This is a genomic window from Microbacterium sp. bgisy207, assembly GCF_057706855.1.
Map to the genome: position 1 here is coordinate 195,522 of NZ_JBYIPB010000007.1, position 13,204 is coordinate 208,725.

Sequence of the window (13,204 nt, forward strand, 5' to 3'; positions counted from 1 at the left end):
CGCGGTTCAGCGTCGCGCGCTCCGTTCAGCCTCGGGGGGCGGTGGCGCGCGCGATCAGGGCCACGAGAGCATCCATGTCATCGCCCCGGGGGACCGGCGTTGCCAGTCCGTCGTGCTGAAGAGCGTTGTTGTAGTAGACGCCGTCGCTGACGAGCAGGACCAGATCGAGCGCGGTCTTGTCGGCGACGTGCGGACGCAGTGTCTCGCTCCACCGCTCCCGCACGGTGCGCAGCGCATCGCTGGCCGCACCGCGCCCCGCCTGTGCGAGCCGCGCGACCGCGAGGATCGCCCGGTCCAGAGCCGTGCCGTTCATTGCCGAGGTGCGCACGTAATACCCGACGGGGCCTTCGTCGGATGCCGTCATCCGCGCGAGGTCGTCGTCGACACACTCCTCCAGGCGCGTGAGGAGCGCTGCCTCGAGTGCCTCCTTGGAGGCGAAGTGGTAGAGCAGACCACCCTTGGAGACTCCCGCTTCCCGTGCGATGGCATCCATCGTTGCGGCGCGCTCGCCGTCGGCGATGAGCAGGGACTCGAACGCATCGAGCACCTTCTCTCGGGCGTGGGGAGGACGGCTCATGCGCTCGATGCTAGCCAGGCGGACCTCATGACTGTTACTATACCAGCCAGACGGTATAGAAATTTGTGACACGGTGACGATATGACGACCCTGACCGAAGACATCCGCATCGCCGAGAGCGAGGGGCGGCCCGTGACGTGGCGCGGCTGGGCAGCGCTGGTCGTGCTGATGCTGCCCGTGTTGTTGATCTCGGTCGACAACACGGTGTTGAGCTTCGCGCTGCCCGAGATCGCGCTCGCGCTCGCGCCGACCGCCGCACAGCAGTTGTGGATCATCGACGCCTACCCGCTCGTTCTGGCGGGGCTCCTCGTGACGATGGGCACCCTTGGTGACCGGTTCGGCAGGCGACGGATGCTGCTGATCGGTGCCACCGGGTTCGCCACCGTGTCAGCGCTGTCGGCCTTCGCGCCCTCGGCCGAGTGGCTCATCGCGGGTCGTGCTGCTATGGGCCTGTTCGGCGCGATGATCATGCCCTCGACACTCGCGTTGCTGCGCAGCATCTTCACCCTCCGCCGTCAGCGTCGCCTCGCGATCGCGATCTGGGCCTCGATGTTCTCGGCGGGCGCGGCGCTCGGCCCGATTGTCGGGGGAGTGCTGCTCGAACACTTCTCGTGGGGATCCGTGTTCCTCATGGCCGTTCCGGTGCTCGTGCCGCTGCTGGTGCTCGCGCCGCTACTGGTTCCCGAGAGTCGCAACCCGGCTCCCGGCCGTATCGACGCTCTCAGCATCCTGTTGTCGATGGCGATGATGGTGCCGATCGTGTGGGCGATCAAGGAGTTCGCCGTGCACGGGTTCTCGACGATCGTCGTGGCCGCGGCCGCGGCGGGCGTTGTCTTCGGCGTCCTGTTCGTGCGTCGGCAGCTTCACGCGCGCGCCCCGATGCTCGACATGAGACTGTTCACCCGAGGCACCTTCAGCGGCGCGTTGCTGGTGAACCTCCTGAGCGTCATCTCCCTCGTCGGGTTCATGTTCTTCATCGCCCAGCACCTGCAGCTGATCGTCGGGCTCTCGCCCGTGCAGGCCGGGTTCGCCCTGGTGCCCTCGCTCGCATCCGTCATCGTCTCGGGTCTGCTGGTCGTGCCGATCGCCGCGCGGATCGCGCCCCGCATCGTCGTGCCCACGGCCCTCCTGTTCTCGTTCAGCGGCTACGTTCTGGTCGCCGTGACCGCCGGGCAGGGGGACCTCGGCTGGCTGCTGTTGGCGAGCGTGCTGCTGGGCATCGGAATCGGTGCCGCCGAGACCGTGTCCAACGAACTCGTGCTTGCGAGCGCGCCGCCGAGCAAGGCGGGCGCCGCGAGCGCCGTCTCCGAGACGGCCTATGAGTTGGGTGCCGTCCTGGGGACGGCGGTGCTCGGCAGCATCCTCACCGCGTCCTACCGGTCCGGGATCGCGATTCCTGCCGGCGTCCCGGCCGACCTCGCGCTGCAGGCGAGGGAGACTCTCGCCGGGGCGTACGTCGCAGCCGCGGATCTTGCGGCGCCGATCGCCGAGGCGTTGCGCGCCGCCGCCGCCACGGCATTCGATTCGGGGGTGGCAGCGACCGCCGCCGTGGGTGCCGGCCTCATGGTCCTGGCGGCGGTGATCGCGGCCACTACGCTGGGATCCACGCCGTCATCCGCGAGTCAGACGGCGCACCCCGAGAACGAGGAGAGCAATGTCGCGCGAGGTGAAGCTAGCGGTCATTCCCGGTGACGGCATCGGCGTCGAGGTGGTCGCCGAGGCCATGAAGGTTCTCGATGCGGTCACCGCGGACAGCGGCATCCGCTTCGAGAAGACCCCGTTCTCGCTGGGCGCCGCCCGCTACCTGGAAACCGGGGACACGCTCACGGATGCCGACCTCGAGGCCATCAAGGCACACGACGCGATCGTGCTCGGCGCGGTCGGTGGCGTTCCCGGGGATCCTCGCCTCAAGGACGCGAACATCGAGCGGGGACTGTTGCTGAAGCTGCGGTTCGAGCTCGACCACTACGTGAACCTGCGCCCCGCGAAGCTCTACACGGGTGCCCCCGGCCCGCTCGCGAACCCCGGCGAGGTCGACTTCGTTGTCGTGCGCGAGGGCACCGAAGGGCCGTATGTGGGCAACGGCGGTGCGATTCGCAAGGGCACACCGCAGGAGGTCGCGAACGAGACGTCGGTCAACACCGCGTTCGGAGTCGAGCGCGTCGTCCGCTACGCGTTTGCGTTGGCCGAGCGCCGACGCAAGAAGCTCACGCTCGTTCACAAGACCAATGTGCTCGTGCACGCCGGCGGAATCTGGCAGAGAATCGTCCACGAGGTGGCGCAGGAGCACCCTGACGTCGCCGTAGACTATCTCCACGTCGATGCGGCCACCATCTTCCTGGTCACGAACCCCGACCGCTTCGACGTGATCGTCACCGACAACCTCTTCGGCGACATCCTCACCGACTTGGCCGGCGCCATTACCGGAGGCATCGGCCTCGCCGCATCGGGGAACATCAACCCCGACGGCGCGTTCCCCTCGATGTTCGAGCCCGTCCACGGATCGGCGCCCGATATCGCGGGTCAGCAGAAGGCCGACCCCACCGCTGCGATCCTGTCCATCGCGATGCTGCTCGATCACCTCGGGCTGCACGCGGAATCCGCCCGCGTCACCCGTGCGGTGGAGGAGGACATCGCGGACCGGGGCGATGCCGCCCGCACCACTGCGCAGATCGGTGACGCGATCGTCGCCCGCCTTCAGGCGTAGCCTGGAGCCATTCGGCTCCCCGGATCGCCGGGCGATTCCGACACCGACGCGCTCGAACGACTGGATTTCGACATGACACTTCTTGACACCGACCCCGACGCCGGACTCGAGCCCCTGCAGTTCCACGTCGCCAAGAACCTGCAGGCCAAGACGGATGCCGAGCGCGAGGCGATCCTCGCCAACCCCGGCTTCGGCGTGCACTTCACCGACCACATGGTCGACATCTGCTGGTCGGTCGGCGGCGGCTGGCACAAGCCTCAGGTCAAGCCGTACGGCCCGCTCGCCCTCGACCCCGCCGCTGCAGTTCTGCACTACGCGCAGGAAGTGTTCGAGGGCATCAAGGCCTACCGCCACGCGGACGGTTCGATCCACACGTTCCGTCCCGACCAGAACGGTCGCAGGCTGCAGCGCTCGGCGCGACGCCTCGCCCTTCCCGAGCTTCCGGTGTCGTACTTCATCCAGTCGCTCGAGGAACTCATCGCCGTCGACGGCGCCTGGGTGCCCTCGGGCGAGAACCAGAGCCTGTACCTGAGACCGTTCATGTTCGCCAAAGAGGCGTTCCTGGGCGTGCGCCCCGCGCACAAGGTCGGCTACTACGTCATCGCGAGCCCCGCAGGCGCCTACTTCAAGGGCGGCGTGACCCCCGTGACGATCTGGCTGAGCGAGGACTACTCGCGGGCAGGCAAGGGCGGCACGGGTGCGGCCAAGACCGGCGGCAATTATGCGGCCAGCCTGCTGCCGCAGTCCGAGGCCTACGAGAACGAGTGCGATCAGGTCGTCTTCCTCGACCAGGACGGCAACGTCGAAGAGCTCGGCGGGATGAACATCGTGTTCGTCTTCAAGGACGGCACCGTCGTGACCCCGCAGTCCGACTCGATCCTCGAGGGCGTCACCCGGGACTCGATTCTGCAGTTGGCCGCCGACCGGGGACTCCACGTGCAGGGACGCAACATCTCGCTACGCGAGTGGCGCGAGGGTGTGGCATCCGGCGACATCGTCGAGGTGTTCGCGTGCGGCACGGCCGCGGTGGTGACCCCGATCGGTGTGCTCAAGGGTCGCGACTTCGTCGATCAGCAGCCGGTCGGCTCGCTTGCGCTCGAGCTGCGGCAGGAACTCACCGACATCCAGTACGGCCACGCCGAAGACCGGCATGGTTGGCTGCACCGGCTGGGCGGCTGAGGAGGCAGGGTCGGTGAGAGTCGCTCGATTCAGCCATGATGACAGCATCCGTTACGGCATCCTCGATGAGCGGGAACTGGTCGTCCTGTCGGGCGACCCGATGTTCGCCGGGTACGACACCACAGGGGAGCGGGTTCCGCTCACTGACGTGACGTTGCTTGCGCCGGTCATTCCGCGGTCGAAGGTCGTGTGCGTCGGCAAGAACTATCACGATCACGCCGCCGAGATGGACAGCGAAGCGCCGACCGAGCCGCTGCTGTTCCTCAAGCCCAATACGGCCGTCATCGGACCGGATGACGCGATCGTGTTGCCGCCGCAGTCATCGCGCGTGGACTTCGAGGGCGAACTGGCGGTGGTGATCGGCCGAATCGCGAAGAACGTGACACCGGATGCCGCCCTGGACTACGTCTTCGGCTACACGATCGGCAACGACGTGACAGCGCGGGATCTGCAGCGCGCCGATGGGCAGTGGGCGCGGGCCAAAGGCTTCGACACCTTCTGCCCGCTCGGCCCGGTCATCGAAACCGAGTTCGATCTGGGTGGCGGCGCGGAACTGACGACGCGGCGAAACGGCGAGGTCGCGCAGCGGGGGTCGATCGCGGACATGATCCATTCGGTTGCCGACATCATTGCCTACGCGTCGGCGGTGTTCACCCTGTTGCCGGGCGACGTCATCCTCACCGGGACGCCCGCGGGCGTCGGGCCGTTCGTCGCGGGCGACGTCGTGGAGGTCGCCATCGACGGCCTGGGGGTCCTGCGCAACACGGCGCGGGTGGCCGAGCCGCGTCCGTGAGCCCGCTCACAGAGTGGGTCGACGACCACCAGGAGGCACGAGAACTCGCCGGCATCCAACGGCGCACCGTGTGGGTGCTCTCCGCCGGGCAGGTGCTCGGCGGACTCGGCTTCGGCGCGACAGTCTCGCTCGGCGCGGTGCTGGCCGCGGATGTGGCCGGAGACGAGTCGCTGTCGGGTCTGGCCGCGGCGGGAGTGACGCTCGGCACTGCCGCGCTCGCGGTTCCGCTGGCAGCCTTGGCGCGGCGCCGCGGTCGGCGCATCTCACTCGCCTCCGGAATGGCCATCGCGCTCGTGGGTGTGACCCTCGTCGTGGCCGCCGCCGCGCTGCGTTCGTTCCCGCTGCTGCTGCTGGCTTTCGGACTGGTCGGAGCGGGGCAGACCGCGAACCTGCAATCCCGATTCGCGGCGGCCGATCTGGCCACGGATGCCACCCGCGGCCGTGACCTCTCGATCGTGGTGTGGGCGACGACCATCGGCGCCGTGCTCGGCCCGAACCTCGTGCAACCGGGCCAGGCGATCGGGGACGCGCTCGGCATGCCGCCCCTCACCGGACCGTATGTCTTCACGATCGTCGCTCAAGCGCTGAGCATTGTCGTCTACCTGTTCGCGCTGCGCCCCGACCCGCTCTTGGTGGCGCAGACGGTCGCGCAGCGTCGCAGTGACCGCGTCGTCGCCCAGATCGTCAAGCCAGACCGTCCGACCCCGGCACGTTTCGCGATCTTCGCGAATGCCGCGGCCCACGGCGTCATGGTCTCGATCATGGCGATGACGCCGGTGCATATGCTGCACCACGGGGCGAGTCTCACGATCATCGGCTTGACCATCAGCCTGCACATCGCCGGGATGTATGCCCTGTCGCCGGTGTTCGGCATCCTGGCCGACCGCGTGGGTCGCATCCCGACGATCCTGGTCGGGCAGGCGCTGCTGGCGGCATCCGTGCTCACGGTCTTCTTCGGCGCCGAATCGACCGCGGCCGTCACCGTTGCGCTGATTCTGCTCGGACTGGGATGGAGCGCCGCCACGGTGGCGGGGTCGGCGCTGCTGACCGAGTCCTCATCGGAGCTTCGCCGGACGAGGCGGCAGGGTATCAACGACCTGTCGATGAGCCTCGTGGGCGCGGTCGGCGCGATCGTGTCGGGTGTCGTGCTCGGATGGATCGGATTCGCGGGCCTCGCCCTGGTCGTCGGCATCGCGGTCATCGCGACCGTCGTGCTCGCGCCTCTTGGTCGGATCCGTGGCGACGAGCCAGGACCTGGCGCGTCGACCTAGCGTCCGAGGGCGCGTGCAGCAGCGTCGACGTCGGCGGCCGTGTTGTACAGGTGAAAGGCTGCGCGGGCGCGGCCTGCGCGGCCGGATGCGGTGATGCCGGCAGCCCTGAGGCGTGCGAGATCGCCCCCGGTCGGGTCGTCCCAGCTGACGATCGCGCTGGGGATCGTCGGCTCTGGCAGGTCAAGACGTGCCCGGAAGGTCGCGGCCATCGTCGTCGTGTGGTCGTGTACGGCACCCTGGTCAAGACCCGCGGCAAGGTGGAGTGCCGCCTCCGCGCCGACGAAGGCCTGCCACGCCGGTGAGAGGTCGAAACGGCGGGCGGTCTCGGCGAGAGGGTGCTCGTGACCGTAGAGCGAGGTCCACGGGTCTGCCGCGGAGTACCAGCCGGCGAACAGCGGTGGGATACGGGGAGCGAACTCCTCCGAGACGGTGAGGAAGGCGACACCCCGAGGGGCTCCGAGCCATTTGTACGCGTGGCAGATCGTGGCATCGAAGGGGCCGGCGTCCACCGGCAGCCATCCCACCGCCTGTGTGGTGTCGCACAGGGTACGGGCGCCGTGGGCCCGGGCGGCGGCAGTGACGGCATCCGTGTCGGCAACGGCGCCGTCGCAGGACTGGACGAGCGAGAAGGCGACCAGCGCGGTCTCGTCGTCGATGCGCGCGGCGAGGTCGGCCAGCGGCGCCGTGCGCACGGTCAGCCCCTGCGGGGCGTGGGCGAACGGGGCCGCGAGAGAGGCGAACTCGCATTCCGGGACGAGGACTTCGGCGCCGGCAGGCAGGCTCGCGGCGATCAGTGCGACGAAGGCGGAGGTCTGTGAGCCGATCGCCACCCGATCCGGACTGACGCCGACGAGACCGGCGTAGGTCTCGCGGGTGTTCTCGACGATCGTCGTGTACCGCGAGATGTCGGGGTGGGCGAGGCACCCGCGGTCGAGATCGTCGATCATGGCGGCGCGGGTGGAGTGGGCCATGAGACCGACGCTCGACGCGTTGAGGTAGCCGCGCGCGGCAGGGAATTCCTGCGCGATCAGTGCCGCGGGAAGCTGCCACTCCGACGTGGTGGTGGCGGCGGTGCCGTCGGCGGGGGCGAGGGGGCCGGTCATGAGTCCAGCGTCGTCGTCGCGCAGCAATTCGTCTATGGCAGGTATTCAATCAAAAGCATGACGTGCCGTTATGATTCGAGGATGGTCGATAGACGTGCGGACGAGCTCGGGCCGCTCTCGGGCGAGCTGGACGTGCATGCAATGCGCGTCATCCGCGCCATCGCCGACGAGGGATCGATTACGGGCGCCGCTGCCGCGTTGGGCTACAGTCAGCCAGCCGTCAGTCAGCAGGTCAAGCGCATGGAGGCGCGGCTGGGCATGCCGCTTGTCGAGCGGGTGGGAAGGCGCCTGCGCCTGACCGAGGCAGGTCGGGTGCTGGCGCGCCACGCGCCGGCCGTCACGACCGCGCTGGATGCCGCCGCCGACGAGTTGGCCGAGATCCGCGGTCTGCGGCGGGCGCGGGTGCGGCTCGTGGGCTTCCCCTCGGCGTCGCCGACGATCGTGCCGCGGCTGCTGCGGGAGCTGGCGGTATCCGCCCCTGGGCTGACCGTGACCTATGTCGAGGCCGAGCCTCCCGAGGCGGTTGAGGCGGTGCGCGAGGATCGCGCCGACATCGCGGTGACCTTCAGCTATCCAGGGGACCGGGACGATCCGCACGGCGAGAGTGCCCGCGGGCTCGCGGTGCGGGCGATCGGCACCGATGAGCTCATGCTGGTGCTTCCCGAGGGGCATGCCGCTGCCGGGACCGAGGGTGTGGACGTCGCGGCGCTCGCAGACGAGAACTGGATCGCCGGATGCCCGCGCTGTCGGGGTCACCTGCTCGAGATGTGCGGACGGGCGGGATTCTCGCCGCGCATCACCTTCGAGACCGACAACGTGGCCGCTGTGGAGGGTCTCGTCGCCCAGGGGATCGGGGTGGCGACGCTGCCGCGGCTGGCTGTCGCCTCGTTTCCGCCGGTTGCCGGCATCCTCACGCGTCCGCTGCCGCCGGGGGAGCAGCGCAGACTGCACGTCGTCACGGCGCACGGCGCCGATCGGGTGCCCGCCGTGCGCACGACGATCGATGCCCTGGAACGGGTCTGCCATTCGCTGGGCGACCGCACGCACGGCCCGGGCACGACCTGCGCGGCGACCTAGATGTCCTAGCTGCAACTGACCTAGACCGGCCGGCTGAGTCGCACCGCGCGGCGACCTGGGCTCGCCTGTACCCACGCCTGCACTACCGCGCGGCGACCTGGACGCACCGCTCCTCACGCCGGCGCTGCCGCGCGTCACCGTCAGGCCGCGTAGTCGAATCGGGCTCGCCCGCCGAGGCGGGGAGTGCAGGCCGGGTCGACATGGCGAGGCGGGATCAACCAGACCCGTGCCGTGACGCCGGTGCCGTCGATACGGATCTCCCAGCCGTTGTCGTGTACGCGATGATGACACGAATCGCACAGGAGTACGCCGTTGTCGAGATCGGTGGGTCCGGCATCCCTCGCCCACCATCGGATGTGGTGGGCTTTGGTCATTCCGGGTGGGAGTCCGCAGCCGGCGCATCCGCCGTCGCGTTCGGCAAGAGCGAGCTTCTGTGCCCGGGTGAAGAGCCGTTTCTCGCGGCCCCAGTCGAGGATCTCGCCGTGGGATCCGAGGACGCAGGGGATGACGCCGCCCCCGGCTGCCAACCGACGGGCCGTCGCCACCGAGACGGGCTGGTCGATACCGTCGATGAGGGCGGCTCCGGTGCCCTCGGTGAGCTGCTCGAGCGTCATCCGGACCACGACGGTCGCACCTTCGATGGGGACGTCCTTGTGGTCGCAGCCGAGGAGGTGGGAGGCGAGCAGCGCGAGGGCGTCGGCCTGCATCTGCGGAACCGTGCGTCGAGGAGCATCCGCGTCGGCGGGGGAGAGTGCGCGCAGGTGTTCCGATCCCGCGCCATTCGCGGCGCCGCCGCCGAGCGCGTCGGCCTGGGCGCGGAACTCGGCCGAGACGAGCGCTTCGATCGCGGTCTTGATGGGTGCGGCGGTCTCGGGGTCGAGGGTGGCGCGCAGGTGCAGCAACCCGGCCCGCTCGAACATGTGCAGTGCGCGATCCGCCCGTAGCTCGGACTCTTTCGGCTCGAGGCCGTCGGGGTCGAGGTGAGCCTCGGCGCGCGCGATGACCTTGGCGAGCTGGTCGAGAGTCAGGCCGGCCGCCTGCTGGACGAGCGTCTGCTCCGCAGCATCCAGGATCTCGCGGTCACAGCGCATCGCCACCCGGTCGAGCATCGCGATGATCGCCGCCGCAGCGGGCATGCCGATGCTCCCCGATGAGAGTCCGGCAGCGACGTGCGGATGCCGAGCCGGCGCATCCTCGCCGCTGAACGTGGGTCGAGGTGCGGTCGCCTCGCCGACGGCGACGAGCCGTGCGGCATCGCCGTTGGTCGTGCCGGTCGTCGCCGCGACGAGCGCGATCGGGTTGCGGTAGCCGTGCTTCTTGGCCAGGCCGTCGGGTCCGAGCTCGGGGCGGGAGTGTCGTGCGATCTCGGAGGCGACGCGCGCGTGGACGGCATCCAGATGACGTCGAAGTCGACCGAGATGATCGTTGGCGGCGACCAACTGCGTCTCGTCGAGGCTCTCGATCGGAAGGCGTTCACCGCCCGCCGACACCGGCCACGATCCTACGACGCCGTCGAGGGCGTCGAGGAGGTTGGCCAGCGGATCGTTCATGTCTACGACTCTAGAGCCCACCACCGACATCGATATATAGAACATAAGGACGAAGAGGCAGACCATCCGAATCTCGATCCTGGGGAGGAATCAACGAATCAGCGGCGCTGCTGTCGGCGCCCCTCTCGCAACTAGACTGGGTCCCTATGCCCGCGTCACCGCATCCCGCCACCACGACCGCCACCGGAACCGACGTCCGCGTCCGCTTCTGCCCTTCGCCGACGGGGCTGCCGCACGTCGGTCTCGTGCGCACGGCGCTGTTCAACTGGGCCTACGCGCGGCACAACGGCGGCACGCTCGTCTTCCGGATCGAAGACACGGATGCCGCACGCGACTCCGAGGAGAGCTACCACCAGCTGCTCGATGCGCTGCGGTGGCTGCGGATCGACTGGGACGAGGGCGTCGAGGTCGGTGGACCCCACGCGCCGTACCGGCAGTCGCAGCGGCACGAGATCTACCGCGGGGTGCTCGAGAAGCTCGTCGAGGCCGGCGTCGTGTACGAGAGCTACTCGACCGCCGAAGAGATCGACGCCCGCAACGAGGCGGCGGGACGGGCCAAGCAGCTCGGCTACGACAACTACGACCGCGACCTGACCGACGAGCAGAAGGCGGCGTTCCGTGCCGAAGGCCGCGAGCCCGCCTGGCGGCTGCGCGTGCCCGATCACGACCTGACCTACGTCGACCTCATCCGCGGCGAGGTCACCTTCCCGGCGGGTTCCTTCCCCGACTTCGTCGTCGTGCGCGCCGGTGGCGTGCCGCTCTACACGTTCGTGAACCCGGTCGACGATGCGCTCATGGGCATCACTCACGTCATCCGTGGTGAGGATCTCATGCCGTCCACGGCACGTCAGCTCGCGCTCTATGACGCGCTCGTGGCCGCGGGAGTCACCGACTTCGTGCCCCGGTTCGGTCACATGCCGCTCGTGCTGGGGGAGGAGGGCAACAAGAAGCTCTCCAAGCGCGACCCGAAGGCCGACCTCTTCCTGCAGCGCGAGAAGGGCTTCATCCACGAGGGGCTGCTCAACTACCTCGCCCTCCTCGGTTGGTCGATCGCTCCCGACCGTGACGTGTTCTCGCTCGACGAACTCGTCGCCGCGTTCGACATCGCCGACGTCAACCCCAACCCCGCGCGCTTCGATCAGAAGAAGGCCGAGTCGATCAACGGCGACCACATCCGGATGCTGGCTGCCGATGACTTCGCCGCCCGCCTCGTGCCGTACCTCGTCGCCGCGGGCGTCGTGTCGGATCCGATGACGGATGCGCAGGAGCGCATGCTCGCGGCATCCGCCCCGCTCGTGCAGGAACGGATGCAGCTGCTCGGCGACGCTCCGGGACTGCTCGGGTTCTTGTTCACGGATGCCGTCACCTACGAGGACGATGCGCTGAAGTCCCTGCCCGCCAATGCGGGGGAGGTGCTGGTGGCGAGTGTCGGCGCGATCGAGCTGATCCCCGAGGCGGAGTTCACTGCCGCGGCGATCCAGGAGGCGCTCTCGGGGGCGCTCATCGACGGACTCGGGCTGAAGCCGCGCGTCGCGTACGGTCCGCTCCGGGTCGCGGTCAGTGGTCGCCGGGTCTCGCCGCCGCTGTTCGAGTCGATGGAACTGCTCGGCAAGGATGCGTCGATCTCGCGCTTGGGGGCGCTCGTGGCGCACCTCGCGGCGTCGTGACGCGCCGAAGCCGGGCGTGGTTTGGCGGGGCCTTGGGCGTCGTCTAGACTTGACCCTCGGCGCCCGTTCCGGCGGGAACCCTTGGGGTATGGTGTAATTGGCAACACGGCTGATTCTGGTTCAGTTGTTCTTGGTTCGAGTCCAGGTACCCCAGCAAGAGAAACCCGCGGAATACCGCGGGTTTCGTCGTTGACGCTGAGGGTCCATACAGGTCGGCTTCGGGATCGTCCGGTGTGCGCTATGTCAGCACTGCCTGGTGGGCAGGCCGCGACTCCGGCACTCTGGGAGTCGCAGCGTGAGGCTGGCGATCCGTCTACCTCGGCCGATCGGCGTCGGCCGCGAAGCCTTTGCGTGTCGTGCGGACCTCGAGCGTTTCGAGCTCTTGGAAGAACGTGATCTGCCATCCCGCCGGTCCCTGAACCCGCGCGTTGATCGTGCGGAACGGGGTCTCTACCGGCGGTGCAATCACGGACGCGCCGGATGCCTCCGCTGCCGCGACCGCACCTGTCGTGTCGGTGACTTCCAGCGCGATGCGCAGCGCCGTGCCTGACTCGGATGTCGGGGCGTTCTCGATCGCGTTGATCGCGCGGGCGTGCGTGGGAGTTGCCAGTTCGATCGTTGCGAGACCCGCATGAAGGATCGCGACGCGGTCATCGCCTCGTGTTGCGAACGCGGGCTGCTCGGGCATGCCGAGAACGTCGCGGTAGAAATGGAGGGCGCTATCGAAGTCGTCGGTCTCGATGATCAAACGCAGCTGGCGTGGTGGTTCGGACAGTTCCATGCTCACCACTGTGCGCCCTGACGTGGGTGTCAGGGTCAAGGCCGAGGCTTCGACGCAGCTGAGCCAGGGCGTCGAGCTCGGCGTCGATTGCGCGCTTCTCATCCTCAAGTCGATCTGCTGCCGCATCGAACGCGTGCCGCAGCCGCGCGGCATCCGGATTCGGTGACGCCAGAGAAGGGAGAAGCTCACTGATGACGGAACTACAGAATCCGGCATCCAGCAGCGCGCGGATCTGCGCGACTGCGGCGGGAGCCGATTCGTCATAAATACGCTGCCCGCTGGCGGTTCGCTGAGGATGGAGCAACCCCTGAGCCTCGTAGTACCGCAGCGAACGGATGCTGACACCCGTCGTGGCCGCAAGCTCACCGATCCGCATCGGTCCATTCTCGCGCGCCGAGGACCGGCGGTCGGATGCCTGCACGGAGGTGAGCGTCTGGTTTACTCTCGAAAGATCACGTGACCTGGGGGGATCGGGTGTCCCCGGGGTTGCTCGTCCGCT

At 68.6% G+C, this 13,204-nt stretch carries 12 protein-coding genes, 1 tRNA gene and 1 pseudogene; 9 read left to right on the forward strand and 5 right to left on the reverse strand.

The features are described from left to right. Window positions 1–25: 25 nt before the first annotated feature. Window positions 26–577, reverse strand: coding sequence for a TetR/AcrR family transcriptional regulator (locus AC3ENO_RS08895; protein WP_434970282.1), 552 nt, complete (start codon window positions 575–577; stop codon window positions 26–28). 81 nt (window positions 578–658) lie between these two features. Here AC3ENO_RS08895 and AC3ENO_RS08900 point away from each other — a divergent pair, with 81 nt between their 5' ends. The 5 genes from AC3ENO_RS08900 to AC3ENO_RS08920 all read left to right on the forward strand — a co-directional run bounded on the left by AC3ENO_RS08900 (window position 659) and on the right by AC3ENO_RS08920 (window position 6,527). Continuing rightward, the gene (locus tag AC3ENO_RS08900; RefSeq protein WP_434970283.1) at window positions 659–2,269 is read left to right on the forward strand and encodes an MFS transporter; all 1,611 of its coding nucleotides are present in this window, start codon (window positions 659–661) and stop codon (window positions 2,267–2,269) included. Continuing rightward, on the forward strand, window positions 2,232–3,284 hold the full coding sequence (locus tag AC3ENO_RS08905) for a 3-isopropylmalate dehydrogenase (RefSeq protein WP_434970284.1): 1,053 nt from the start codon (window positions 2,232–2,234) through the stop codon (window positions 3,282–3,284). Before AC3ENO_RS08900 ends, AC3ENO_RS08905 begins: the two co-directional genes overlap by 38 nt. Before the next feature lie 72 nt (window positions 3,285–3,356). Beyond that, entirely contained in the window at window positions 3,357–4,463 is a 1,107-nt protein-coding gene (locus AC3ENO_RS08910) for a branched-chain amino acid aminotransferase (RefSeq protein WP_331791484.1), read from the forward strand. Between the two features lie 13 nt (window positions 4,464–4,476). Next, entirely contained in the window at window positions 4,477–5,256 is a 780-nt protein-coding gene (locus AC3ENO_RS08915; RefSeq protein WP_434970285.1) for a fumarylacetoacetate hydrolase family protein, read from the forward strand. Further along, window positions 5,253–6,527 (forward strand): MFS transporter, encoded by a 1,275-nt coding sequence (locus AC3ENO_RS08920; protein ID WP_434970286.1) that lies wholly within the window; start codon window positions 5,253–5,255, stop codon window positions 6,525–6,527. Before AC3ENO_RS08915 ends, AC3ENO_RS08920 begins: the two co-directional genes overlap by 4 nt. On the opposite strand, the gene AC3ENO_RS08925 is transcribed toward AC3ENO_RS08920, so the two are convergent. Further along, the gene (locus AC3ENO_RS08925; protein WP_434970287.1) at window positions 6,524–7,630 is read right to left on the reverse strand and encodes an aminotransferase class V-fold PLP-dependent enzyme; all 1,107 of its coding nucleotides are present in this window, start codon (window positions 7,628–7,630) and stop codon (window positions 6,524–6,526) included. The genes AC3ENO_RS08920 and AC3ENO_RS08925 overlap by 4 nt on opposite strands. Before the next feature lie 81 nt (window positions 7,631–7,711). On the opposite strand from AC3ENO_RS08925, the gene AC3ENO_RS08930 reads away from it, so the two are divergent. Further along, window positions 7,712–8,707, forward strand: coding sequence for a LysR family transcriptional regulator (locus AC3ENO_RS08930; RefSeq protein WP_434970288.1), 996 nt, complete (start codon window positions 7,712–7,714; stop codon window positions 8,705–8,707). Between the two features lie 140 nt (window positions 8,708–8,847). On the opposite strand, the gene AC3ENO_RS08935 is transcribed toward AC3ENO_RS08930, so the two are convergent. Further along, the gene (locus AC3ENO_RS08935) at window positions 8,848–10,257 is read right to left on the reverse strand and encodes a DUF222 domain-containing protein (protein WP_434970289.1); all 1,410 of its coding nucleotides are present in this window, start codon (window positions 10,255–10,257) and stop codon (window positions 8,848–8,850) included. A gap of 146 nt (window positions 10,258–10,403) precedes the next feature. On the opposite strand from AC3ENO_RS08935, the gene gltX reads away from it, so the two are divergent. Both gltX and AC3ENO_RS08945 read left to right on the forward strand, forming a co-directional pair. After that, window positions 10,404–11,924, forward strand: coding sequence for a glutamate--tRNA ligase (gene gltX, locus AC3ENO_RS08940; protein WP_434970290.1), 1,521 nt, complete (start codon window positions 10,404–10,406; stop codon window positions 11,922–11,924). An 82-nt stretch (window positions 11,925–12,006) separates the two neighbouring features. Then, window positions 12,007–12,078: transfer RNA gene (locus AC3ENO_RS08945), tRNA-Gln, on the forward strand. 159 nt (window positions 12,079–12,237) lie between these two features. Here AC3ENO_RS08945 and AC3ENO_RS08950 read toward each other — a convergent pair. Further along, entirely contained in the window at window positions 12,238–12,705 is a 468-nt protein-coding gene (locus tag AC3ENO_RS08950) for a VOC family protein (RefSeq protein WP_434970291.1), read from the reverse strand. On the opposite strand from AC3ENO_RS08950, the gene AC3ENO_RS08955 reads away from it, so the two are divergent. Further along, complete coding sequence (locus AC3ENO_RS08955) at window positions 12,704–12,871, forward strand: hypothetical protein (RefSeq protein WP_434970316.1); 168 nt, start codon at window positions 12,704–12,706, stop codon at window positions 12,869–12,871. The genes AC3ENO_RS08950 and AC3ENO_RS08955 overlap by 2 nt on opposite strands. Before the next feature lie 18 nt (window positions 12,872–12,889). On the opposite strand, the pseudogene AC3ENO_RS08960 reads toward AC3ENO_RS08955, so the two are convergent. Beyond that, window positions 12,890–13,081, reverse strand: a pseudogene (locus AC3ENO_RS08960) (MerR family transcriptional regulator); the annotation flags it as partial. Window positions 13,082–13,204 lie beyond the last annotated feature (123 nt).

Bases quoted from the DNA above. Each gene is read 5' to 3' on its own strand.
- gltX (WP_434970290.1), top strand. From the start codon at position 10,404: ATGCCCGCGTCACCGCATCCCGCCACCACGACCGCCACCGGAACCGAC.
- AC3ENO_RS08925 (WP_434970287.1), bottom strand. From the start codon at position 7,630: ATGACCGGCCCCCTCGCCCCCGCCGACGGCACCGCCGCCACCACCACG.
- AC3ENO_RS08900 (WP_434970283.1), top strand. From the start codon at position 659: ATGACGACCCTGACCGAAGACATCCGCATCGCCGAGAGCGAGGGGCGG.
- AC3ENO_RS08950 (WP_434970291.1), bottom strand. From the start codon at position 12,705: ATGGAACTGTCCGAACCACCACGCCAGCTGCGTTTGATCATCGAGACC.
- AC3ENO_RS08930 (WP_434970288.1), top strand. From the start codon at position 7,712: ATGGTCGATAGACGTGCGGACGAGCTCGGGCCGCTCTCGGGCGAGCTG.
- AC3ENO_RS08895 (WP_434970282.1), bottom strand. From the start codon at position 577: ATGAGCCGTCCTCCCCACGCCCGAGAGAAGGTGCTCGATGCGTTCGAG.
- AC3ENO_RS08955 (WP_434970316.1), top strand. From the start codon at position 12,704: ATGCTCACCACTGTGCGCCCTGACGTGGGTGTCAGGGTCAAGGCCGAG.
- AC3ENO_RS08910 (WP_331791484.1), top strand. From the start codon at position 3,357: ATGACACTTCTTGACACCGACCCCGACGCCGGACTCGAGCCCCTGCAG.
- AC3ENO_RS08905 (WP_434970284.1), top strand. From the start codon at position 2,232: ATGTCGCGCGAGGTGAAGCTAGCGGTCATTCCCGGTGACGGCATCGGC.
- AC3ENO_RS08935 (WP_434970289.1), bottom strand. From the start codon at position 10,257: ATGAACGATCCGCTGGCCAACCTCCTCGACGCCCTCGACGGCGTCGTA.